21 protein-coding genes and 1 pseudogene are annotated in these 24273 nt (G+C 63.4%); 8 read left to right on the forward strand and 14 right to left on the reverse strand.

From position 1 onward, the window contains the following. Window positions 1–99: 99 nt before the first annotated feature. On the forward strand, window positions 100–564 hold the full coding sequence (locus QM590_RS04850) for an SRPBCC family protein (protein WP_068047344.1): 465 nt from the start codon (window positions 100–102) through the stop codon (window positions 562–564). A 480-nt stretch (window positions 565–1044) separates the two neighbouring features. Here QM590_RS04850 and QM590_RS04855 read toward each other — a convergent pair whose 3' ends face one another. The 4 genes from QM590_RS04855 to QM590_RS04870 form a co-directional block, all read right to left on the reverse strand. Beyond that, on the reverse strand, window positions 1045–1677 hold the full coding sequence (locus tag QM590_RS04855; protein ID WP_269594029.1) for a DNA-formamidopyrimidine glycosylase family protein: 633 nt from the start codon (window positions 1675–1677) through the stop codon (window positions 1045–1047). A 50-nt stretch (window positions 1678–1727) separates the two neighbouring features. After that, the gene (locus QM590_RS04860; protein WP_269594030.1) at window positions 1728–2171 is read right to left on the reverse strand and encodes a carboxymuconolactone decarboxylase family protein; all 444 of its coding nucleotides are present in this window, start codon (window positions 2169–2171) and stop codon (window positions 1728–1730) included. A gap of 79 nt (window positions 2172–2250) precedes the next feature. After that, on the reverse strand, window positions 2251–2478 hold the full coding sequence (locus QM590_RS04865; protein WP_269594031.1) for a hypothetical protein: 228 nt from the start codon (window positions 2476–2478) through the stop codon (window positions 2251–2253). A gap of 401 nt (window positions 2479–2879) precedes the next feature. Then, window positions 2880–3707 carry a helix-turn-helix domain-containing protein gene (locus tag QM590_RS04870; RefSeq protein WP_269594032.1) on the reverse strand — a complete coding sequence of 276 codons (828 nt, stop codon included), beginning with the start codon at window positions 3705–3707 and terminating at the stop codon, window positions 2880–2882. A gap of 135 nt (window positions 3708–3842) precedes the next feature. Here QM590_RS04870 and QM590_RS04875 point away from each other — a divergent pair, with 135 nt between their 5' ends. Beyond that, window positions 3843–4772, forward strand: a complete 930-nt coding sequence (locus QM590_RS04875; RefSeq protein ID WP_269594033.1) for an SDR family NAD(P)-dependent oxidoreductase — start codon at window positions 3843–3845, stop codon at window positions 4770–4772. Window positions 4773–4775: 3 nt separating this feature from the next. On the opposite strand, the gene QM590_RS04880 is transcribed toward QM590_RS04875, so the two are convergent. From QM590_RS04880 to QM590_RS04905, 5 genes and pseudogenes are all read right to left on the reverse strand, one after another. Beyond that, window positions 4776–6839, reverse strand: a complete 2064-nt coding sequence (locus QM590_RS04880; protein ID WP_269594034.1) for an AMP-binding protein — start codon at window positions 6837–6839, stop codon at window positions 4776–4778. 186 nt (window positions 6840–7025) lie between these two features. After that, complete coding sequence (locus tag QM590_RS04885) at window positions 7026–8630, reverse strand: SLC13 family permease (RefSeq protein WP_269594035.1); 1605 nt, start codon at window positions 8628–8630, stop codon at window positions 7026–7028. Window positions 8631–8717: 87 nt separating this feature from the next. Further along, window positions 8718–10183 (reverse strand): annotated as a pseudogene (locus QM590_RS04895) (alanine/glycine:cation symporter family protein). Window positions 10184–10294: 111 nt separating this feature from the next. Further along, the gene (locus tag QM590_RS04900) at window positions 10295–11629 is read right to left on the reverse strand and encodes a flavin monoamine oxidase family protein (RefSeq protein WP_269594038.1); all 1335 of its coding nucleotides are present in this window, start codon (window positions 11627–11629) and stop codon (window positions 10295–10297) included. Window positions 11630–11659: 30 nt separating this feature from the next. Then, window positions 11660–13018 (reverse strand): serine/threonine-protein kinase, encoded by a 1359-nt coding sequence (locus tag QM590_RS04905; protein WP_269594039.1) that lies wholly within the window; start codon window positions 13016–13018, stop codon window positions 11660–11662. Window positions 13019–13161: 143 nt separating this feature from the next. On the opposite strand from QM590_RS04905, the gene QM590_RS04910 reads away from it, so the two are divergent. Next, window positions 13162–14415, forward strand: a complete 1254-nt coding sequence (locus tag QM590_RS04910) for an EAL domain-containing protein (protein ID WP_269594040.1) — start codon at window positions 13162–13164, stop codon at window positions 14413–14415. 92 nt (window positions 14416–14507) lie between these two features. Next, complete coding sequence (locus QM590_RS04915) at window positions 14508–16052, forward strand: alanine/glycine:cation symporter family protein (RefSeq protein ID WP_269594041.1); 1545 nt, start codon at window positions 14508–14510, stop codon at window positions 16050–16052. Between the two features lie 18 nt (window positions 16053–16070). Here QM590_RS04915 and QM590_RS04920 read toward each other — a convergent pair whose 3' ends face one another. Continuing rightward, a complete protein-coding gene (locus QM590_RS04920; protein ID WP_269594042.1) occupies window positions 16071–17579 on the reverse strand; it encodes a PucR family transcriptional regulator in 1509 nt (502 codons plus the stop codon). A 128-nt stretch (window positions 17580–17707) separates the two neighbouring features. Here QM590_RS04920 and QM590_RS04925 point away from each other — a divergent pair, with 128 nt between their 5' ends. From QM590_RS04925 to QM590_RS04940, 4 genes are read left to right on the forward strand one after another with little or no spacing between them, the layout of a single operon-like run. Beyond that, complete coding sequence (locus QM590_RS04925) at window positions 17708–19165, forward strand: purine-cytosine permease family protein (protein WP_269594043.1); 1458 nt, start codon at window positions 17708–17710, stop codon at window positions 19163–19165. A 40-nt stretch (window positions 19166–19205) separates the two neighbouring features. Further along, a complete protein-coding gene (locus tag QM590_RS04930) occupies window positions 19206–20726 on the forward strand; it encodes an amidohydrolase family protein (protein ID WP_269594044.1) in 1521 nt (506 codons plus the stop codon). A gap of 23 nt (window positions 20727–20749) precedes the next feature. Then, complete coding sequence (locus QM590_RS04935; RefSeq protein WP_269594217.1) at window positions 20750–21382, forward strand: GyrI-like domain-containing protein; 633 nt, start codon at window positions 20750–20752, stop codon at window positions 21380–21382. Between the two features lie 13 nt (window positions 21383–21395). Then, window positions 21396–22667, forward strand: a complete 1272-nt coding sequence (locus QM590_RS04940) for an MFS transporter (RefSeq protein ID WP_269594045.1) — start codon at window positions 21396–21398, stop codon at window positions 22665–22667. Between the two features lie 18 nt (window positions 22668–22685). Here QM590_RS04940 and QM590_RS04945 read toward each other — a convergent pair whose 3' ends face one another. The 4 genes from QM590_RS04945 to QM590_RS04960 all read right to left on the reverse strand — a co-directional run bounded on the left by QM590_RS04945 (window position 22686) and on the right by QM590_RS04960 (window position 24260). Further along, window positions 22686–23108 carry a VOC family protein gene (locus tag QM590_RS04945; protein ID WP_269594218.1) on the reverse strand — a complete coding sequence of 141 codons (423 nt, stop codon included), beginning with the start codon at window positions 23106–23108 and terminating at the stop codon, window positions 22686–22688. A gap of 98 nt (window positions 23109–23206) precedes the next feature. Next, window positions 23207–23503 carry a transcriptional regulator gene (locus tag QM590_RS04950; RefSeq protein ID WP_149405706.1) on the reverse strand — a complete coding sequence of 99 codons (297 nt, stop codon included), beginning with the start codon at window positions 23501–23503 and terminating at the stop codon, window positions 23207–23209. Further along, window positions 23500–23919, reverse strand: coding sequence for a hypothetical protein (locus QM590_RS04955; protein WP_269594046.1), 420 nt, complete (start codon window positions 23917–23919; stop codon window positions 23500–23502). Before QM590_RS04955 ends, QM590_RS04950 begins: the two co-directional genes overlap by 4 nt. 50 nt (window positions 23920–23969) lie before the next feature. Then, the gene (locus QM590_RS04960; RefSeq protein ID WP_068047475.1) at window positions 23970–24260 is read right to left on the reverse strand and encodes a hypothetical protein; all 291 of its coding nucleotides are present in this window, start codon (window positions 24258–24260) and stop codon (window positions 23970–23972) included. Window positions 24261–24273: the final 13 nt, after the last annotated feature.

A 24273-nucleotide genomic window follows, 5' to 3' on the forward strand; every position in this document is an offset into this window, starting at 1 on the left:
GACGAAAAAGCCCAGTTGGGACGCGGTGTGACGACGGTTCGATCGAATCTTCCGGCGGTGCCGCGATTGAACGTGTCGAACTCTGGGCACAGAGGAAGAATGACAGACAACACGAAAGTCACAGTCGAACGAACCATAGAAGCTCCCGTCGACGCTGTATTCGACGTGCTGACCAACCCCGAGCGGCATCAGGCGCTCGATGGATCAGGCTTCGTACGAAGTGTCGACCACGCCGACCGGATTCAGAAGGTCGGCGAGAAGTTCACGATGAACATGCAGGGCGATCACATGGGCGGCGAGTACCAGACCGACAACCATGTGACGGGCTACATCAAGGACAAGCTGGTCGCATGGACGACGGCACCCGCAGGCAACGAGCCTCCCGGCTGGGAGTGGCTGTGGGAGCTCGAGTCTCAGGGCCCGAACGAGACGCTGGTCCGTCATACCTACGACTGGTCCAAGGTCACGGACAAGAAGTTGCTCGAGCAGATCAAGTTCCCTCTGGTCACCGAGGATCAGCTGAACGACACACTGGGTCGCCTCGCGGTCGAAGCGACGTCCTGATCAGACTGTAACGCTGAGTCGCAGCTCTCGACTCAGCCGTAAAACGTTGTGGCGTCGACACTCTCTATCGGCATCCAACGCCGCGGGGAGTCCGTCGACGTGGAAGTGGCCGTGCGGTCGACTCCACGGCGAAGCTCGCGGGAACCTTCGGCAGCTTGTTCGCTACGAGTTCGGTGCGCGCCTCGTCGGGGAGGTCGGCGTCCGGTGAGGCTTCGCTGCATGCGATCTCGTTTGACAATTTCGAAAAATGCTGTCCTACAGCATTATCGAGCTCGTCCCGCACGATGGATCGGATCAAGATTGTTCACGAGAACACCACCAGGTTGTGCGGCCGCCCACCGTTCCGCGTGCCATCGGGGCACCACATCGTGGGCACGCCGCATCGGTTTTTCGGAACGGAATGATCTCCCCGGTGTGCACTCCACCTTTCTTCGTGGCCGATCGAACCGCGCGACGCAGAACAACGCGAAGCTCGTCGAGCTACTCCGTCGTGAGCGTGTTTGCCCGCCTGGACGGGGATTGCTCGCTCTGCCACAGCACCTCGTCGGCCAGTAGATTGCCGACCCCCGCTATCGCCGCTTGATCGAGCAGTCGTGCCTTGAGAGGTGCACCGCTGGAACCGATTCGGTGGCGGAAATCGTCGCGCGTGATCTCCGCGGCATCCGGACCGAGAGCGTCGATGTCGGGTTCGAGTCGAACCCGGCCGAGGCGGCGCTTGTCGAAGAGCCGGAGCTGTCCACCGTCGTCGAACGTCATGGAGAACCGAGTCCACTCCGGCTTGTCGGTCGGGCGCTCGCCGACATGGGGATCGCCGCCTCCGTACTGCGACGTCCGCTCGCCGTCGGGAGCGGTGACGATGACGCGTCCGCCCATGCCCAGGTGTATGCCGAGGGTCGGCCCGCTCGAGCCGTCGGCCGTGACGGTCTCGCACCACATCGCCTTACCGCGTCGACGAGCCTCGGTGAGTTTCCCGCCGATCAGTGCGCCGGCAATATCGCCCGGCATATGAGGTCGGCACTCGAACGTGTCGGTGTCATCGATGTCGACGATGACGCGACCGAGAGCTTTCTCGACGACCTGTCGGGCGTTTTCGACTTCGGGTAGTTCCGGCATGCATCCGGTGTACCCACTTCGTCGACACTATGCGCGGGTGCCGCCATCGGTCATTCGGCTCGTTCGTCTTCCTTCGCGGGCACCAGCGGACCCAGTTCGGCATCGAGCACCTTCTGCACGACGCGCATCGCAGCCAGCGCCGCAGGCGCACCGCAGTACCCCGCCGTGTGGACGACAGTTTCGGTGATTTCAGTTCGGGTGAGGCCGTTGCGGAGAGCTCCGCGTACGTGTCCTGCGAGTTCCTCGTGGGCGCGTAGCGCGATGAGGATGCCGAGGTTGAGCAGGCTCCGACTGCGGTTGTCGAGGCCGGGCCGCGTCCACACGCCGCCCCACACGGTGTCGGTGACGAAGTCCTGCAGGGCAGCGGAGTCGGTGTCGGCGGCACTGGCAAACGCCTTCTCGACGTACTCGTGGCCCATCACGTTTCGACGGACCTCGAGCCCGTCCTCGAAGCGCGGACCCCTGTTCCGGCTCGTGGCCTCGTCGTCGATCATGGTGGTTTCTCTCCTTCGTCTGCGTGTCGACAGATCGTGGCCGGGGTTCCAGCGGAACCTCAGGCCGAAGCGAAGTCGGTCACGGCTCGCTCTGTTCGGTGTGCGTTCGTGGATCACCGTGATCACGGGGAGTGATGCCACGCTCGCGCGGCGAGCCCATGAAGGCCGATCCTCCGACAGCGCTTTCGATTCCGTGAAAACGGCCGCGCCGCATGCGCGAGCGAAGTAAGCGTGCGATCAATACGAAGGCACCCAGAACGACTGCGAAGCCTGCGACCACGGCAAAGACTGCCAACGATGTGTCCATGATGTCTCCGATCCTCATCCTCGAATCCCGACCGGCCTCTGTCGATTATGAGACCTGGGACCTGCTCGGGTGGTGGAACCGGGACGTAGGTGTCTTTCGCTCCGCTCAGCGCAGAGACACTGTCCCTCCGTCACGGTCGTCGCGCGCAGGTTGTGTGTCGTCGGAGACTTGTTCTGTACGAGTTGCTTCGAGGAACAGCTGAAGAAAGGAAGAATGCTCGCCCCGTTCCTGCGAGGGCCTTCCCACTCGGGGGCCTTCCGATGCCTTCGACATATCGATTCGCGTTCCTCCCGTGTCTGCGATCAACAATCTCAGATTCTGAATAGTCAAGCAACTGAGATAGTAGATACAAAGCGCGGTACTAAGTGAAAGATCGGCGACATGCGGCGACCGAGCGACTCCTAACGGTGTGCGTGGGCGGCGAGGGTGCCCAAGAGCTGCAACGCATCGGCCGAGGGGGTGTTCGGTTCGGCGTGATAAGCAACCAGGGTCTGGCCATCGGTACCCGCAACGGTCAGTTTCTCGTGCCGAAGGTCGAGGGGGCCGACCTCGGGGTGATCTAGAAGGCTGGTGCCGCCCGTTCTCAGGTGTACGTCATGGCGCGCCCACAGCTGCCTGAACACCGCGCTCGCGATCGACAGTTCGCCGACCAGTGCGGTGAGAACCTCGTCGTCGAGATGCGTCGCCGAGACAGCCCGAATTCCAGCCACGGCGTCGGTGGTGACGCGGCTCCAGTCGCGGTGCAACTCTCGCTCGTCGGCATCGAGAAATACCGCACGGAGCAGGTTGACCCCGGGGGAGTTGTTGGGAGACAACGCCGTTGCCATTCGATTCGCGGCCAGCACCGTGAAGCGGCGATCGTGAATCAACGCCGGCATCGGCAACGCGTCGAGAAACCGAAGAGTTCCGGCCGACACTCGCTCCCTCCTCCTCGCTGGACGGCGAGCCGATGTAGGGGGAGTGCCCAGAGCGTGCAGGTATGCAGTGCTGTCGGCGTCGAGACGCAACACCGCGGCCAGGGCGTCGAGCACCTGCGTCGACGGAGTCTGGTTGCGGCCTTGCTCGAGCCGAACGTAGTAATCGGTGCTGATTCCCGCGAGCATCGCGACCTCCTCGCGGCGCAGTCCGCGAACGCGACGCCTCCCACCACCGATGAGGCCCACATCCTCGGGTTCGAGCTGCTCGCGGCGCGCTCGAAGGTACCCACCGAGCGCCTCGTGGTTGTCCATCGCTCCACCGTAGATCCGGAACCCGGGTGATGAGTAGCCCGCAGAAACCCAGGATGCCGCGGGCTCGTGATGGTCCCCGGGAGCACCTCACTCTGAGAGTGCCGCACACAGCGGCTTCACGAGAAGGAGTTCGATATGACGAGAGTCGTCACACCGTTCGGTGCCGGCGCCACCGCCGACGAGGTCAGCGAAGGCATCGATCTGTCAGGCAATCGCGCCATCGTCACCGGGGGCGCGTCGGGCATCGGGATCGAGACCGCTCGGACGCTCGCTCGCCGCGGAGCACGGGTCACCCTCGCTGTCCGCGACGTCGTCGCCGCCAGGAGAGTTGCCGCGGAGATCGTCGCCGACACCGAATATTCCGAGATAGACGTACGCGAGCTCGACCTCACCGACACCGCATCGGTGAGAGCATTCGTCGACGCGTGGGACGAGCCCCTGGATCTGCTCGTCAACAACGCGGGTGTCATGGCCATCCAAGAGCTGACCCTGGTCGAGAACACGTGGGAAAGGCAGTTCGCGACCAATTTCCTCGGCCACTTCGCCCTCACGACAGGCCTTCACGACGCCCTGCGGCTCGCCGACGGCGCGCGGGTGGTGTCGGTGTCTTCCTCGGCTCACCTGTTCTCGCCGGTAGTGTTCGACGACATCGACTTTCGCTTCCGGCCCTACGACCCGCTGCAGGCCTACGGACAGTCCAAGACTGCCGTCGTTCTGTTCGGAGTGGCCGCGACCTCACGGTGGGCGGACGACGGAATCACGGTCAACTCCGTGAACCCGGGAGTAATCGCGACCTCTCTGCAACGCCATGTCGGTGGCACGCTCGCCACTCCCATCGAACTACAGAAGACGCCAGCGCAAGGCGCGTCGACATCTGTGATGGTCGCTACCAGTGGACAACTGGATGGCATCGGTGGCCGCTACTTCAACGACAATCAGGAAGCGATCGCCGTCGATCACAGACCTACCGACATCACTCAACTGGCGAACTCCGTGGCCTCGTACGCCCTCGATCTCGATGTCGCCGAACGGCTCTGGGCCATTGCGGCCCGTGCCGTCGAATGACGATTACATCCCAGCGGCGGTAGGCGGCTCGATCAGCATCCTCTTCATCACCTTGCCGGTCGCGGTTCGGGGCAGTTCGTCGAGGAATGTGATGTCACGGGGAACGCAGAAGCGGCTCAAACGGTTTCGGATGTAGGCGCGCACCATGTCCGCATCGAGGCCTGCTGATCCGCGGCCGACGACGAATGCGGCCAAACGCTGTCCGTATTCGCTGTCGGGCACACCGACGACCGCGACCTCGCCGACCTGAGGAAGATTGGCGATGGCATCCTCGACGGGGCCGGGAAAGACGTTCTCGCCTCCGGAAATGATCATCTCGTCGTCCCTGCCGCAGACGAACAGCCGCCCGTTGCAGTCGATGTACCCCAGGTCGCCGGTATCCATCAGCGCAGCTCCGCGGGCGGACGCCGTCGACGGCGGTTGGGCGTTGGTGTACCCGTCGAAGAGCATGTCGTTGCCGACGAATATTCGACCGAGGGTTCCCACCGGAACGGCAGTACCGTCCGCGTCGAGTACCGCGACCGTCGTACCAAGAGGAGGGCGCCCGGCAGTGGCGGGGGCGGCGCGTAGGTCTTCGGGGGTGGCGATCGTTGCCCACGAGACCTCGGTGGAACCGTAGAAGTTGTAGAGGACGTCACCGAAGACGTCCATGAAGCGGCTCACGGTCGATCCGGTCAATGCCGACCCACTGCATGCGACGACTCGCAGGCTCGAAGTGTCGTAGCGTGATCGGATCTCGTCGGGCAGGTCGAGTATCCGCTGCAGCATGATCGGAACTGCGATCAGCGAGGTACAACGGTGCGCCTCGATAGCCCGCAAGCAGTCCTCCGGATCGAATCGATCCTGAAGAACCACCGTGGCGCGCAGCGGCGTACTGATCTGCAGTGCCGCCAACCCCCAGCTGTGGAACATCGGTGCCGCGATCAACATCGTCTCGTTCATCCGGAGGGGCATCCAAGACAGCATGGCTGCAACAGTTCCGAAGCCCTTCGGTGTGGGACGAACCGCACCCTTCGGTGACCCGCTGGTTCCCGAGGTCAACACGACCACCGAACCGGGTCTGTCCGGCCTCGTGAACGCCGCGGACGGTGCTGCGACGAAGTGTTCGAGGGTGCGTCGACGCGGAACGGCAGTGTGGGAAGAAAGGCTCACACGAGTGACGTCGTCGGGCAGGTAGCGAACCATCGAGTCGAACTCGTCGTCGACGAACAGCACTCGGAGCTGGTGTCGGGCGGAAATGGTCTCGATCTGGCGGGCAGCGAGACCGGTGTTGAGAAGGACCACCTCGACCCCGAGCATGCCGCACGCGACGGTGCACTCGATCATCCCGGAGTGGTTTCGAGCCAGAATGCCGACGGTGCTACCAGGACTGATTCCGGCCGCATCGAGACCTGCGGCGATGCGGTGCGATCGCTGGTGGATCTCTGCGAAAGTACGGGTCCCTCGATCGTCGATCAAGGCAATCGCGTTCGGCGACTTCGCTGCTGCGGCCGCGAAGCCTCCGCCCAGAGTGAAGCCCCATTTCGCCAGTGAGTTCAGCTGCTTGTACGCGCGGTCGGGACGTGCAGCACGAATGACGCCGGTTCCCACCATCGTCTTCATGATTGCCAACGGGAGTGACCGAGAATCCCCGGTATTGGACACGATCGACGTCGAGGTGCCGGAGAGGCAGTTGTCCAGTCGGCGCAGACCACCCATCACCCAGTCGACCACCGCGCGGTTGTGCTCGGGTTGGGGCGAGTACGACCCGCCGAGGCCAGCTCTGAACACGGTGACATCGATCTTCGTCTCGCCTGCCGAGCGCGCAGTGAGGGTGAATCTGATGAATCCGCCGGACTCGACGTGCTCGATGGTGATGATCGGCCGGTTTCGTCTGTTCACCACCAGGTCGAGGGCGTGCTCGACACCGCCGACTCCGCACCGGTAGCCGGCCGTGGATTCACGGAGCACGCAGTAGTCGAGCCCGGGGAAGTAGCGTGGGAACAGCTCGACCGCGCTCAAGACCCCGCAGACCTGCTCGATGTCGTGTGCGAAGACCGTGCTGCAGTCGATGACGTCCGAGACCATGCCCCACCCCCCGTACCTTGCCGAGCCGGCAGGTACGCCGACTCAGCACCGACCAGGGGATGGCGGCGCGCACCTGGAACGGGTCATCCGCCTGGATGAAGTCGTCATCGTAAACCCGAAGCAAGCTTGTCTGGGCGAAATCAGCCGAAGTCGGTCTTCGATCGTGGATTTTTCCTGTCCAGCGCGTCAGAACTGGATGCCCAGCGACCATGCGAACACCGTGTACGCGGCGATGGTGATCAACGAGATGGCGATCAGATTGAGCCAGAAACCACCACGCATCATCTGACCGATCGTGATGTATCCACTGGCATAGGACACCGCATTCGGTGGAGTCGCGACCGGCAGCATGAACGCACAGGTCGCGGCCAGCGCTACGGGGACGGTCAGGACCAGAATATCGATGTTCATGCCCATCGCGACGCCCCCTGCTACCGGGAGGAAAGTCGCCGCTGTCGCGGTATTGCTGGTGATCTCGGTCAGGAAGATGATCGCGGCCGTGGCGACGACGACCAACATGACCACCGGAATCGTGTCGAGACCGCCTGCGACGCTACCTATCCACTCCGTCAGGCCGCTGGACTCGAACTGTGCCGACAGGGCGAGCCCGCCGCCGAACAGCAACAACACGCCCCACGGGAGTTTGACGGCGGTCTCCCAATCGATCAGACGCACACCCTTCTTGCTGCCGCTGGGAAGCAGGAACAGCAGGAGAGCTGCGGTCATGGCGATGCCGGTGTCGGATATCGGCGGGCTGTCGAAGAGCAACGGAACCCCCACCCAGGAAGCGGCCGCCAGGCAGAAGATGATCGCGACCCGAATCTCTCCCTGCGACATCCTGCCCAGGGCGTCCAGTTCACCTCTGATCAGCTGTTTACCGCCGGGTATGTCGTCGATCTCGGGCTTGAACATCACGTGGGTCAACAGGAACCAGGCGATCACGAGCAGGATCACCGCGAGCGGAACGCCGGCGATCATCCACTGGAGGAATCCGATGGTGATTCCCTGCCCCTCCAGGTAACCGACCAGCAAGGTGTTGGGCGGGGTGCCGATGATCGTTCCGAGTGAGCCGATCGATGCCGCATAGGCGATACCGAGCATCAGTGCGGTGCCGAAGTTGCTCTTGATGACGGCCTGCGTGATGGTCTCGGCGTCCGGGCTCGTTCCACCGTCGGAGCCGGGTACAGCTCCGGCCTTCCTGCCGATGTCGAGAACCAGAACGAGGACCGAGACACCGATCGGAATCATCATCACAGCGGTGGCCGTGTTGGAAACCCACATCGACAGAAAGCCGGTCGCGATCATGAACCCGGCGATCACCATGGTCGGTTTGGTGCCCATGGCGTTGACCGTCAGCAGCGCGATACGGCGATGCAGATTCCACCGTTGCATGGCCAGCGCCAGGAGGAAGCCGCCCATGAACAGAAAGATGATGTTGTTTCCGTACGAGGCACCCACGTCGTTGACGACGACGCCGGAATCGAATACCGGAAAGATGACGAGGGGTAGCAGTGCGGTCGCCGGGATGGGCACCGCCTCGGTCATCCACCAGATGCCCATCAAAACCGCGGTGGCTGCCGTCAGCCGTGCCGGGTGCGCCACGTCCTCCGGGAGAACCAGATAGACGACAAGTGCCAACAGAACGCCTGCGCCGAGTCCGACCCATTGCCGCTTGCGGCGACCGGGCTGCACTTCGTCTTCGCGTTCTCCGGCCGATCTCCGATCCACTTCGTCGAAGTCGTGGCCTTCGGATGCGCGACCGGCCTTCTCGTCGTCGCCGACCTGCGTCATGGAACCTCCTCGGTGTGGACGTTTCATCACCCTAACGTGTGAATTGTCCGGAAGGTCCGAATCGAACAGTGTCGACGCTTGCCTCGACTACCGCGCGACGTCGGGCTTGTTCGCCGCCGGATCGTTGTCGAGCACCGGATCCCACACGTCGCCGGGTAGGTCGCCCGGCAGATGACTGTTTCCGCGTCCGACGAATTTGTCGTCGCGACCTTCGCGCCGCATCGCCTCGAAGTCCGCCAGCGCACCGAAGGCCCATTTGCCCAGCAGCGCAATGGCTACCAGGTTCACGGTTGCCATCGCCGCCATGGCGACGTCCGCGAGTGCCATACCGTCGTCAGCGCGGACAGGGAGCCGAAGCCGATGGCTGCAAGGACGATGGTGCGCAACAGGTTCAGCAGTTTGCCCTCGACTCCGAGGAAATTGAGGTTGATCTCGGCATACGAATAGTTGCCCAGGATCGAGGAGAACGCGAACGTGAAGATCAACAGTGTCATCGGAATCGTGGTCCACGTGCCCAGCTGAGCTGAGATCGAGTCCTGAGTCAGAACCGCGCCCGCCACTCCGCTCGGGTTGCTGATGTCGTACACGCCCGAGACCAGGATGATGAACGCTGTCGCACTGCAGATGACGATGGTGTCGAAGAAGACTCCGAGCGACTGGATCAGACCCTGCTTCACCGGATGGGACACCGTCGCGGTCGCTGCGGCGTTGGGCGCGCTGCCCATGCCTGCCTCGTTGGAGAACAGTCCGCGCTTGACGCCGTTGAGCATGGCGGCCAGGATTCCGCCCGTCGTGCCGCCGATCGCCTCGTTCAAACCGAATGCGCTGGAGACGATCTGACCGAAGACCGTCGGGATCTCGCCGATGTTCATCGCCACGATCACCAGTGCGAGCAGGACATACACCAAAGCCATGACGGGGAGCAGGTACTCGGCCACCCGCGCGATTCGCCGGACACCACCGAAGAGGATCGGAGCAGACAGCACCACCAGGAACACCGCGATCCACCCGGCATCGATGTTCATCGTGGACGAGAACGATTCGGTGATGGTGTTCGCCTGAACCATGTTGAATGCGAAGCCGAAAGCGAAGATCAGCAGGCACGCGAAGACGATTCCCCATCGACGCGAACCCAGACCCAATTGGATGTAGTAGGCAGGACCGCCCCGGAAGCTGCCGTCGGGATTGCGCACCTTGTACATCTGCGCCAGAGTCGCCTCGATGAACGCCGTCGCCATGCCGACCACCGCGACCAGCCACATCCAGAAGATTGCACCCGGTCCGCCGAGAGTGATCGCGATGGCAACACCTGCGATGTTTCCCGTACCCACCCGGGACGCCAGGCCGACACAGAAGGCCTGGAACGCCGAGATGCCGCCCTCGGCATTCGACCGAGATCCGCCGATTGCCTTGAACATCGACGGAAGAAGTCGAATCTGAACGAATTTGGTGCGAACGGTGAAGTACAGTCCGACGCCGATCAACAAGTAGATCAGGAAGACGCTGTAGAGACGATCTGCCAAGAAGTCGATTATCGAACTGACGGTATCCACGGTGCCATCCTGGAGTGCTCGGTGTGTGGGTGCGTCGACAGCACATTACTCGCAGATGGTCGAAAGTTTGCACCGAACAAAGACGCGCGTGGTGGGGTTCGGCGCGTGCTGTCAGCGCTTCGTAGGACTCCAGATGTCGCCGAACGGTATCGAACGCCCCAGAATACGTTCTGCTGCACGGTGTCCCGACTTCAACGCCGCTGTGACCGTTGCCGGATCATCGGTCCAGGTCGCTTCACCGGCGAGATGAAGTACATCGCCGATCGGAGTGGCCAGGTCGTCGTGATCGCGCGTACGTGAACCCACCGTCATGTACGAGTACGAACCGTACGAGAACGGATCGTCCTGCCAGCGAGTGACATACACGCGGTCCGGTGCAACGACCCGGTCGCCGTACAGGCCACGCAGCGCCTCGAGAACCGAGTCCGCGATGCGCGCGTCCGACCAGTGCCGAGTCTGCTGCGCACAGGTACCCGCTGCGAACGTCAGAAGCGTCGGACGTCCCTGGGGCATGGTCACGTCGTACCAGGAGTGCCACCAGCGCCCGGCTTCGCCCTGCTGCCGAACGGCATAGACGTTCTCGTCCCAGAACTTGGTGGGGAACCGAAGGAAGACCTTCTCGAAGGCATTCATCTCGAGTCGTTCCAGTGCACCCGAAACAGGTTCCGGTAGAGGCGGTTCCACGGTGAACGTCGGCGACTTCAGTACTCCGATCGGCACCGTCACCACAGCGCGCTCGGCCGAGAACGTCCCGGATCCGGTGTCGACCCCAACTCCGTCTCGACCCCAACGGACCTGCCTCACCACGTGTTCGAGCCGGACGTCGAGCCCCACGGCCAATCGAACCGCCAGCTCGTCGTAACCGTCGGGGAACACGACTTCGTCGCCCTCGATGGCGTCGTCGTCCAAACCGTGCGCGTCGAGGAGGTCTTTTCCTACTCCCAACTGTTCCTCGGCTCGATGTCCGAGGAACTCGCGAACTCGTTCGAGTCGGTCGATGTTCCAATCCAGTTGCGTCAGAGTTGCTTCCACTGCGTCTCCGAACGATGTCCCCGGGGACGACTTTGCAACTGTCGCGGCGAACAGTTCGTCGAAGTGGTGAACGTCGGCGCCGAACTGCGCGGCGGACTCGTCGCTCAACCTGGTCCCGGTGGGGGAGTAGTACGCGATGGGCCTGCCGTCGGGCTGGTAGCTACCGACGGTGAACTCGACGGTCCGCATTCCGAAGGCGTGTACGGCATCGGCGAGAGGGTTGTCGTCCGTTCCGTGAATCCAGGACGCTCCGACGTCGAGGATGCCGTCGGCGGTGCGCATCGTCCAGACCCGACCGCCCACGCGGTCTCTGGCCTCGAGAACGACGACTCGCTGACCGGCACGATGGAGGAGTCTCGCAACGACCAAGCCGGAAATACCTGCTCCGACCACGAGGGTATCGACGTGTGTCACCGTCACTCCTGTCCGCCGACGGCCGTGGGGTCAGTTCCCTCGGCCGGAATTGCCGTTTCCATTCCCGCTGTTGCCGTTTCCTGAATTGCCGTTCCCGCTGGTGCCGTTGCCGTTTCCCGAATTGCCGTTCCCCGGATTTCCGTTGCCGTTTCCCGGCGGTAGCGGTGCAGGCGCGGCCGGTTCGATCGGATCCGGATTCGACGTGGGGACGGGTGCAGGCTCGGGCGGGTTCGAGAAGACCGGGATCGAGGTCGCAGGTGCGGGCTCAGGTGCAGGTGTTGTGGCCGCAACGGTCGGCGACTCCACGACTGTCGGAGTCGGTGTCGCAGGTGACATGGGCTCCGGCTCATCACCCGTGCCGACTGCGACCCAGACGATCGCCGCGCCCAGCGAAACGAACAGAGCCGCTGCCGCCGGGATCATCCATCGGCGGCGGGGAGATTCGGCCGTAGCCGACGCTGGAAATGCTGAGGGCGCAGCCCTGTCGATGGGTTCGACTGGCATCACGGCAGTGTGAGCAAGAGGTGTTGTGCTGCGCGAGAGCCCGCGCAGTCGGTGGGCAACTGCAGCTGCGTCCGGTCGATCCTCCGGGCGTCTGGCTGTCATCTCCGTCAACAGCGCGTGCCAGTCCGGTCCGAGCCCCTCGGGCACGTCGGGATCGCGGTGCAGGCGCGCCACCGCTGCTGCCACGGCGCTTCCCTCGAATACCATTGTGCCGCTCAGGCATTCGATGAGAACGAGACCAAGCGTATAGATGTCCGTCGGCGGGCCGGCAGACGTACCCGTCGCCTGCTCCGGGCTGAGGTAGTGCGCAGTACCGACTGTGGTGCCGTGCTCGGTGAGTCGTTCGGCGTCGACGATACGGGCGATGCCGAAATCGGCAAGTTTGGCGCATTGCCCCACGCCCACCTCCGGTGCCTGCGCGACGAGAATGTTGGCCGGCTTGATGTCCCGATGGACCACACCCCGGTCGTGAATGTAGGCGAGAGCTTCCGCCAACTCGTAACCGATCCGCGCGACGTGTGCGGCGTTCATCGATCGGCTCCGGCGATACGCACTCAGAGTCGGACCGTCGATCAGCTCCATCACCAGGTACGGAACCGGCACCCCGCTGTCGTCGAGTGCAGTGCCCGCGTCGTACAGCGTCACCAGACCCGGGTGCGACAGCGACGCGAGAGTACGAATTTCTGCATCGATGCGCTGTGCAGAGTCCGGCGGCTCACCGTGGCGAAATATCTTCACCGCTACGGACCGGCCGAGAACGTCGTCGTCGGCGTGCACGACGTCGGCCATTGCGCCGCGTCCCAACACGGTGCCCAGTCGGTATCGATCCGCGAAGAGGCGGTCGTGAGGGGCACGAGGACGAGAGTCCGCTCCCACTGTCGTCACCGCCGTTCGTCGAGTCCTTCGAGCACCTTATAACCAGTCGATCGACGTGCAGACCGCAGTCGGCTGTGGACATCACGGTGCAGTCGGGCAAGATGATGACCCGGGTGGGGACCGATCGATCAGTATCGAGGGAGGGTCCACCCATGCGTCGAGGCTCGACGAGTGCCGCAATTTCGCCGGTGTCGATCGACATCACGTCGGTCTATCAGCCGATCGTCTTGCTCGACGGGCGCGCCGTCGTAGGGTACGAAGCGTTGGTGCGGACCTGCGGAGAAGGTCCGCCGATCCCGCCACCGGAACTGTTGGGGGTGGCACGCGCGCAGGGCGTCACCGCCGATTTCGATTGGCGGTGCAGACTCAGCGCGCTCCGCGGTGCCGTCGAGTCCGGCTATCCCGATCAGCTCGCGCTGTTCGTCAATGCCGAACCTGTTGCCCTCGATGCACCTCCTCCTCGGGACTACCTACCGATGCTCGCCGACGCGTCGCGGCTGTCGATCATCGTCGAGATCACCGAGCGTGATCTGATGGGTGATCCGGCGGGTCTGCTGAGGGCGGCCGAGCACGCCAGAAACCTGGGGTGGCGAGTCGCCATCGACGATGTCGGGGCAGATTCCTCCAGCCTGGCGCTGATCCCGCTGCTGCGTCCCGACGTGATCAAGCTCGACATGGCTCTGGTGCAGGGGCGTTCGAGCAACGAGACCGCCGCCATCGTCGCTGCCGTTGCCGCCGAGGCAGAACGTACCGGTGCCCTGGTCCTGGCCGAGGGGATCGAAACCGAGCGGCACGAGAGCTATGCGCGCGCGATGGGGGCCGTTCTGGGGCAAGGATACCTCTACGGCACACCGGCCCCTCTCCCGGATTTCGGTGCGGTACCCGAACCCGTCCGTTCGCTCGACCTGGATGGAACGGTCACCGTGCGCGCCCCGGTGGCGGTCACGCCGTACGGGCTCACCCATTCGCTCGGCGCCCGCAGGCACGCGGATTCCACACTGCTCGACGCCATCGAGAACAGTTTGCTGCACAGTGCATACGGCACCGGTTCCTCGACCGTCGTACTGGCGACGGTGAGCGCGTCCACCGGCCTGACGCCTGCACGCGAGGCGATGTTCGAGGACCTCGCCACCCGGACCGCGCTGACGGCTGTCTTCGACTCGCATGCCGCGCCGCCTGCGCCCAGCTTCCGTGCTGTGGTGGTGGGCGCGGACGAACCGTTGGCGCTGGAGCGTTCGATCGTGATTCTGGCTCCGATGTCGAGTGTGGCGCTCATTGCGGTGGAGCGAGGCACGGCCGAGGACGGCACCCCGATGTACGACTACCGCCTCACCTACGACCGTCATGTCGTACTGGATGCTGCAACAGTGCTTTTGAGACGAATACCGGCCAGATCTGCGGTCTGAGCCCGCGAGCGTCTCGTCAAGATCGCGTAAATTATTGCTCGAAATTCGGTAAATGGCGTCTTCTGCGGTCAACGTGCTGTTCACTCGAAGCCATGAGCTCTCACCCCCTCGCAACCGATGTACTGGCCGCGGACGGAGGCACGATCAGCTCCATCGAGACGGCGATCAACAATGCCTTCGATCCGATCTCCGCTGCCGTGTCGAATCTCGTCTTCTTCACCGTGAACATCGGCGGAGCCGCTGTTCCACTGATCGTCCTCTGGCTCATCGTCGGTGCCGTCGTCTTCACGGTGGCGTTCAAGTTCATCCAGGTCCGCGGAATCAAGCGTGCGTTGATTCTCGTCAGCGGCAAGGAGGACGAGGCGGACGCGCCCGGTGAAGTCAGCCACTTCAGAGCACTCACCGCCGCGGTGTCCGGAACCGTCGGGCTCGGCAACATTGCCGGTGTCGCCGTCGCCGTGACGCTCGGTGGACCCGGTGCCACACTCTGGATGATCCTCGCAGGCTTGCTGGGCATGGCGTCGAAGTTCGTCGAGTGCACGCTCGGCGTGAAGTACCGAGACATCAACGAGGACGGCACAGTCTCCGGTGGACCCATGAAATACCTGACCAAGGGTCTGGCAGAGCGGGGACTCGCCAAGGTCGGCAAGGTCATGGCCGTCTTCTACGCCATCGTCATCACGTTTTTCGCCATCAGCGGCGGCAACATGTTCCAGGCCAATCAGACGTACGCACAGGTCCGTTCGGTCACCGGCGGTGACGATGGATTCCTCGCTTCCGACGGAGCCAAAGCAGTGTTCGGCATCGTCGTCGCGCTGATCATCGGTCTGGTCATCATCGGCGGCATGAAGTCGATCTCGGCGGTGACCGCCAAGCTCGTACCGTCCATGGCGCTGATCTACATCGTCGCGTGCGGCGTCGTCATCGCCGTCAACTTCCGTTCGGTCCCCACGGCGTTCACCGCGATCTTCGAAGGTGCGTTCTCGCCCGAGGGTGTGGCCGGCGGCGTACTCGGAGTCATGATCATCGGATTCCAGCGCGCCGCATTCTCGAACGAGGCCGGATTGGGTTCGGCAGCCATCGCGCACTCGGCCGTCAAGACCAGGCATCCGGTCACCGAGGGCTTCGTGGCCATGCTCGAGCCCTTCATCGACACGGTCGTCATCTGTACCGCGACCGCACTGACCATCGTGATCGCCAACACCGTCACCTGGCAGGATCAGCGCGCGATCGTCGCCGAAACCGGTGAGCTTCCCGCCGGCGGTGTCACCCTCACCTCCGACGCCTTCGAGACCGTGCTCCCGTGGTTCCCGTACGTGTTGACTCTCGCGGTGGCTCTGTTCGCGCTCTCGACCGCAATCACCTGGGCCTACTACGGACTGCAAGCGTGGACGTCGTTGTTCGGACGCAGCCGCTTCTCGCGGACCTTCTTCAACGTGATGTTCTGCATGTTCACCGTCATCGGAACCGTACTGTCCCTCGGCTCGGTGCTCGATTTCGCCGACGCCACCTTGTTCCTGCTGGCATTGGTGAACATCACCGGCCTGTACCTGCTGCTGCCCGTGGTCAAACGCGAACTCTCCGAGTACCTGGCGATGCGTCGAGGCGAGCCGGACAAGGTCGACGCCGAGGTGTGAGAAGGATCTGTCGACGGGTCAGCCGCCGGGGACGGTACAGCCCTGGCGGCGGGCCTGTTCGAGAAACACCGCAGTGGCGATCCCCGGGAATCGAGGGGAGCCTGCCGGTAGTGGACCGAGAACGTCGAACAGCCTGTCGAGCCGTTGATAGAGCGTCTGCCTCTGTATCCGAAGGCTTTTCGCGGTCTCGGTCTTGCTACCCCAATGGGTGAGGTAGGCCAGCAGGGTCACGTACAACTCTCCGTGCCGCTCCCGATCGTGGGCGAGCAACGGTCCGATCTGATCGTGGACGAACTTCTCGACCGTGGATTTTCCCGACATCGACTCCACCAGTAGGGCAAGTGCGAAATTGCGGGCATCGCGGATGCGGTCGTGAGGGCCGAGGTCCAGCGCGAGCACTGCTGTGGCGGTGTCGAAACACCGGCGCAGACCGTGGCGATCGGAGGCTCCCGGACCGACACCGGCTCGCCTGATACGCAACTGCGTCGCCTGCAACATCGACAGCAGAACCGGCCGTCGGGCATCGAGCATCTCCTGGTCGGCGAAACCGAGAACAGCGACGTGTCGGTCGCCGATCTTCTCGCACCAGTTGTGCGGCGACACCGACCCCACTGTGCGCTGCCACGTGCCGGCGGCCGGCTCGTGGTCGAATTCGACCGACACCGTCAGGTAGGCGTCGTGTTCGGGCATGCCCATGCGCTCGGCGACGCCGTCGAGGTGATCGGTGACATCGGAGGCGGGGTAATTCGTCGCCGACAACAGTGAGAAGAAGCGGGTACGCAGTCGGTCTTCCACCCTGGCCGGGCGTGAACTGAGCAACGCAATCGACAGGATTTCCGGAGCTCTCTCCAGTCCGGCGTTTATCGAATAGATGTCGGCATCCGGTCCAGGAGCCACGGTCAACACCGCGACGTCCCGACCACCACTGGTGACGGGCACCTCGAACGACGTGAAATCCGATGGCTCGGTGACGAGTCCGGATTGCCCGATCAGATCTCCCGACGCCGAATGCAGCGTCACCGACGACCGAGTCTCGGCACCGAGCACATCGAGAACGGCGTCCACCGCCCCGTCCGTTTCGATCGAGGCCGACAACAACCGAGACATACGGTTTGCCATCTGCAGCCGACGCAGAGCGGAGTCGGCAAGTTGACTGTTGATGCTCTCGCATACCTGTACGAACGGCACACGGCGTCGGAGATGCACCACCGGAAAGCCGATCCGTTCGGCATGCTCGACCAGAAGCGGCGGAACGACGTCGAGGATTCCCCCCGTCTCCACCGCGATACCGACGACTCCCGCGGCATTCATCGACTCGAGGTACGTCACCAGATCGGCGTCGGAACACCCGCCGAAGTACACACCCTCCATCAGAATCAGCTCCCCACCGCGCAAGAGCGGTGCGATGTCGAGTTGCTCGCTGGCATGAACCCACCGCAGAGACCGCGTCGCAGAACGCCTTCCCGCGACGAGCTCGGGTCGCGCCGCGGAAAGATAGACGTCATCGAAGGCGTCGAGCACATTCATAGGTGACATTCTGTCCACTCGCTGTTACGAGTGGCTTACATTGCGTAAGGGTTCGGGAAACACACGGGCAGCAGGCTTCTCACGAGGCCGACCGAACCGCCGGTCGACCGCATACCGAGGAGTTCACGGTGACCACACATTCCCACGACGTCGAGGATTCGCTCCAGCCGATTCCCGAGAGCCAGAGAACCACTGCGCTGTCCGGTCAGTTCTGGATATGGGCGGGTGCGAACATCGCGCCGATCAACTGGGTGCTCGGCGCGCTCGGCATCAGCATGGGCCTCGGCCTGGCGGATACCCTGACGGTGCTCGTCCTCGGAAATGTCATCGGAATGGCGATCTTCGGATTTTTCGTTCTACTCGGACAACGAACGGGAACGACCGGAATGCTGTTGGGCCGTTCGGTCTTCGGTCGTCGAGGCAACTACGTTCCCTCCGCCGTCCAGGCCGTGGTGGTCGTCGGCTGGTGCGCGGTGAACACCTGGATCGTCCTCGACCTGGTGATGGCCCTGTTCGGCGAACTCAGCTGGGTCGACCCGGACGCCGCGAACGTCGGATGGAAGGTCGCGGTGGCCACAGTCATCATGGCGATTCAGGTCGGTATCTCCATGGCCGGATACCGGGCGATCGCGGCATTCGAGCGCTGGACCGTTCCGCCGACCGTCGTGGTGCTGGTTCTGATGTCGATCGTGGCCTGGTTCCACCTGGACATCGACTGGAGTTACTCCGGTCCGGACGGAGTTGCGCTGGCCGGCACCGAGCGCATCGTCGCCATGTCGGCCGTGATGACGGCCATCGGAATCGGCTGGGGACTGACGTGGTTGACCTACGCCGCCGACTACTCCCGCTTCGTGAGTACGCGTGTTCCGCGACGCAAGCTGTACCTGGTCAGTGCCCTGGGACAGTTGATCCCCGTCGTGTGGCTCGGTGTGCTCGGCGCGACGTTGGCCACCACCAACGGTTCCGTCGATCCGGGCAAGCTCATCGTGGAGAACTTCGGTGCGCTCGCCATCCCGGTGCTGCTGTTGGTTCTGCACGGCCCCATCGCCACGAACGTCCTCAACGTCTACAGCTTCGGTGTGACGGCGCAGGCCCTCGATATCAAGTTGAGTCGGCGCACTTTGAACCTTGTCGTCGGCGTTCTCGCACTGGCCGCGAGCGTGTTCTTCGTCTTCCAGGAAGATGCGGCGCAGACCCTCGACGCCTGGCTCGTGGGTGTGGTGGGCTGGGTGGCGACGTGGGGCGCGATCATGCTGGTGCACTACTACGTCTTCGAGCGCGCCAGCACCCGCTACGGCCATCTGTTCGACGACGTGGGCTCGACGAGGATGCAGGACGTCAACTGGCGTGCGCTCGTGGCGTTCGCCGTGGGAATTTTCGGCACCTGGATGTTTCTCAACGGCATGGTCCCGGCATTGCAGGGGTTCGGTTCGCAGGCGCTCGGCGGTCTCGACATCTCGTGGCTCGTCGGCGGTAGTGCTGCAGCATCGACCTACTACTTTCTCGCACGAAAATCTCATCGGCAGTGGACGATTCGTCAGCAACAGCCCGAAGAGCAGGCTCCGACACCACAGCCGGTCGAATAGCTCCTCGCCGTCATCGCACCGCGCAGTCAAGGAAGGAAACATGGGAATCTTCATCAGGAACGCACACGTCATCACCATGGACGCATCCACCGGATCTGAACCGATCGTTCGCAGTATCCGGATCGAGAACGACGTCGTCACTGCAATCGCCGCCGATCTCGAACCCGGCGACGGCGATACGATCATCGACGGCCGCGACAGGCTGGTGACACCGGGATTCGTGAACGCACACACCCATTCCTGGGAGACGTTCTACAAGGGGAGATACGACAACATGCCCCTCGAGATGTGGATGGCCATGGCGTATCCGATCCTCGGCGACAGTCGCGTCGAACCCGATCTGGTTCGTCTGCGCAGCACGTTGTTCGCAATCGAGTCCCTCGAAGCGGGTGTGACGACGATCGTCGACGACGTTCTCGAGAACCCGACTCAGGATTGGGCGCAACTGTCGGCGGTGTTCGACGCCTACGAAGAGATCGGCATCCGAGCGAACATTTCCGGACACGTGATCAGCAAACCGTTCGTCGATACCGTGCCGTTCATCGCCGATCATCTGTCGCCGGAGGTCGCGGCCGAGATTCGGTCGCATCCGGTTCCCACCACGCAGGAGTACCTCGCATTCAGCAGGAAAGCATTCGAGCAGTATCACGGTCGAGGCAACGGGCGCCTGCGATACATGGTCGCGCCGTCCGCACCGCAACGGTGCGGTGCGGAGCTTCTGGTCGGTGCCACGCAGTTGGCGACCGAATTCGACGCCGAATGCCATATTCACGTCCTCGAGACCAAGACTCAGTTGGTCACGGGAACGGAGATGTACGGCGGCTCCCTGGTGGAATACATGGGTCGGATCGGCGCACTGTCACCCAATACGACCCTGGCGCATGGCATTTGGCTGACCGAAGACGATATGTCGATGATCGCCGCGGCGGGTACGTCGATTTCGCACAATCCGATCTCGAATCTCAAGCTCGGATCGGGAATCGCCCCGTGGCATGCCCTGCGTACCGCGGGCGTGAACCTCGGACTGGGAACCGACGGATGCTCGAGCAGTGATTCTCCCCGGATGCTCGACGTCGTGAAAGCTGCTGCGCTGCTGCACAAGGTGACCAACCCGGACTTCACCACCTGGCCCACGGTGGACGAGGTACTACACGCAGGCACCGTCGGCGGGGCCCGCAGTGCGCTCCTCCAGGACACAGTGGGCACCGTGGAGGTAGGGATGCAGGCCGACCTGGTGATCTTCGACCTCGACTCCATGGCTTTCACGCCTCGGCAGAAGCTCGACCGGCAACTGGTGTACTCCGAGAACGGCTCCTCGATCGATGTCGTGATCGTGGCGGGCCGGATCGTCGTCCAGGGCGGACGCGTCATCACGGTCGACCGGTCGGCGGTGCTGGCCGAACTTGCCGAGCGCCTCGACGAGATCGTGGCACGCCAGAATGCACTCGATTCGCTGAACAAGCCCCTACTGGATGCGCTGGCGGCCATGTACGACAGGGCGGTTGCGACCCGCGGCACCGTCAACCGATTCAGCGACGACGAACGCGCGTGGCTCGTCTGAACGGCGGTGCCGGAGCGGGTGTCATGAAGGTCGATTTCAAGAAGACGCTCGACGCATATTCGGCACGGCACAACATCTTTCGTACCCTCGTCGTTCCGCCGCTGACTTACCTGATGCTCGACGGACACGGCGATCCGAACACCGCGCCGGAGTATGCCGAAGCAATCGGGGCGCTCTACCCCGTGGCCTATGCCCTCAAGTTCGCGAGCAAGAACGATCTCGAACGGGACTACGTCGTCCCGCCGCTCGAGGCTCTGTGGTGGGCCGAGAACATGAACTCGTTCACCACCGAGAGGGACAAGAGCGAGTGGAACTGGACCGCCATGATCATGGTGCCGGACTGGATCGACCGTCCGATGTTCGAGGCGGCAGCGGCGACCGCCGCCTCGAAGAGCAACTCGGATGCGTCGAGCAGGGTTCGGTTGGAGACTCTCGACGAGGGACTGTGCGTACAGACGCTGCACATCGGGTCCTACGACGACGAGACGTCGGTACTCGACGAGCTCCATCATCGATACATCCCCAGTTCTGGATTGACGATGACGGGCAGACATCACGAGATCTATCTGAGCGATCCGCGCCGGGTCGAACCTGCGAAGCTGCGCACCATCCTTCGCCAGCCGGTAGCGCATTCAGCGGAGTCGGCGTCGCTCTGACACGATGGCCGTCATGACCAACGCGGTGCGCCCGGCGTCGTTCACCGCCGGGACCCTCACTCTCCTGGGGGCGCTCTACTTCGCGCAGGGAGTGCCGTTCGGATTCTTCACCCAGGCTCTGCCGGTGGTGCTCCGGGAGTCGGGGTTCTCCTTGGTGAAGATCAGCGCAACCGGTGTGTTGTTCCTGCCGTGGGCGCTCAAGTTTCTCTGGGCACCGTACGTCGATCGGTACGGATCCAGGAGGCGGTGGCTGCTGTCGCTGCAGTGTCCGGCCGCAGCTGTGGCACTGGCGTTGTCGTTCCTCGATCTGTCCTCGACGTTGCGCTGGCTGTTCGTCGGCATCTTCGTCATGAATGCTCTGTCGGCGACGCAGGACATCGCGACCGACGGCATCGCGGTGCGGACGCTCACCGCGGCGCAGCGCGGGCTCGGCAACGGTCTTCAGGTCGGTGCCTACCGCATCGGCATGGTGTGCGGTGGCGGACTGCTGTTGTGGCTGTTGGCCTTCGCCGGATGGCGGGCTTTGTTCGTCGCGATGGCACTGCTGATCGTGCTGACGACGCTCCCCGTGTGGTGGATGCGCAGACAACTCGACGCGGCCGACGCGGACTCCGATCCGCACGCCGATCGACCGAGGCCGGGGCGGTTGGCCGGCGCCTGGTGGTCGCGGCTTCGCAGGCCCGGAATGGTGGCATTCATTCTGTTGATCATCGGGTTCAAGTTCGGCAACTCGATGGGATCGGCACTGGTGGGTCCGTTCCTGTCGGACAGCGGTCTGTCGCTGCCCCAGATAGCGCTGGTCGAGGGCGGTCTGTCTTCGGCGGCCGCGGTCGGGGGAGCCGTACTCGGGGCCTGGCTGGCGTTTCGGTACGGACGTCGTCGGGCCCTGCTGGTGGGCGGAGTGAGCCAAACGCTGAGCCTTGCCCTGTATGTCGTCGCGTCGCTGGGCGTAGGCGGCTTTCCGCTTCTGGTCACCGCCAACATCACCGAACATGTGCTCGGTGGTGCGGCCACCGTGGCGGTGTTCGCGCTGATGATGGACGCGTCCGAGAAGCGCTTCGCGGGAAGCGATTACACGCTGATGGCGTGCGCGATCGTCTTCGCGCAGGGTGCTGCCGGGATCGCCGCCGGTGTGGTCGGCGATCTGTTCGGATACACGGCGATGTTCGGTTCCGCGCTCGTCCTGTCCGGTCTCGGCTGTGCGTTGCTGCTGGTGGCACTCGATCGGGGCTGGGGGCCCGAAGGTCTCCGGCAGGTGATTCCGCCGAAGACCGTCGTCGGGTAGGAGCGGCCGCGTGGGCGCTCAGCTCCCAGTGCTGGATCCTGCGATGTTGACCATCCACTGAACACCGAACTTGTCGGTCAACATTCCGAACGTGTCGCCCCACGGAGCTTTCTCGAGACCCATGGTGAACTGCGCGTCGACGGCCAACTTGTTCCAGTAACCCGTCAGTTCGTCCTCCTCGTCGCCGCTGAGCGAGACGCTCATGGTGTTGCCCGGGGTGTGCTCCATCGACGACGGCGTGTCGGCTCCCATCAGAGTGAGGCCGTTCGAGGTGGTCAGCTGGCCGTGCATGACCTTGTCCTGATCGGCGGGATCCTCGCTGGCATTGGCCTCGCCGAGCGTGGTGACGGTGAGCTCGCCACCGAAGACCGACCGATAGAACTCCATGGCCTCGCGGGCATTGTCTCGGAACGACAGGTAGGGATTGAGAATGGACATGATCGAAGTCTCCTTCTTCGCTGAACGAGCGGGCTGAACTACGTCGACGGCATCCGTCGAAACAGTAGACACGCACCACGACGGAAAGTCACCGCAGAAGATCAGATGGAGGCGTCGGTATCGGCCAGAATCGTGCGGAGTGCAGCCACATGGCGTCGATACGCCGTTCTACCGTCCTTCGTCAACGACAACCACAGTCGACGCGAGTCCGTGCGTGATCGCTGCTGCTCGACGTATCCCGCATCGACCAGAGCGGCGACCTGCTTGCTCAGCGCCGATGCGCTCAACCCGCTGTGTTCCTTGACGATCGAGAGTTCCACCGTCGTGGCCGCGGCCAGAAGGGCACAGATTCGGAGCCGGTGTGCGGGATGAATGATGGGATCGAGATCGCTCGTCATCGACGTGTGCTGCGGTAGTGCAAGATCGATCCGATCGAGTAGATCGACGCAGATGCGATGGCGAGCAGAAGCACAGGCCGGGCCGGTCCGCCGGGATTCCCGACAGCCTGCGCCAGTGCGACGCAGAGCGCCGAGAGTGCCACGCAGGTGAGGAAGCCTCTGTTGGTGGGTAGGGCCCACGGCGTCCCCATCCGATATCCGGTGATGACGTTGACCGCGATGATCACCGCGGCGACCCCCAGGGGCGCGGCCTGGCTGTCGAGAAGGGCGGTCAGTGCGAAAACGGCAAGCAGCACCGCGTTGACCGGGTACAGCCATATCGGCCACGGAGTGTCTCGTACCGCGCGCTGAACTCGGTCGATGTCGTCGAGAGCTGTTCGTGCTTCGGCAGGTGTGGGTCTTCCGATGCTTTCCATGGTGGAAACTGTATTGGATAGTTTCCATCATGGCAACCATCTGGCGAGGGTCAGGTGTCGGCAGGCCGCGATACTTCCGATTCCCAGCGGGCTCGTCGTTCGTCGTCGGACTGTTCCCACCACGGCGTTCCTCGCTCGCCGAGGGCGACTTTGGTGGCGTGCACCCCTGCCCGAGATTCCGGTGCGCCCGACGTCCGTTTGACCTCCCTGCGCCACGCCATCAGGATCGACCGCAGTTCGGCATTGCGATCCTCGGGGATGTCAGGATCCGTTGCGCGCCAACGTCTACCCTTGATGACGATGTAGCGACCGTCCTCGGTGCGTTCCGGTTCTTCGGCCATGGGTCCACACTGC

It is taken from the genome of Rhodococcus sp. IEGM 1372 (genome assembly GCF_030056835.1).
In the GTDB taxonomy this organism is placed as follows: Bacteria; Actinomycetota; Actinomycetes; order Mycobacteriales; family Mycobacteriaceae; genus Rhodococcoides.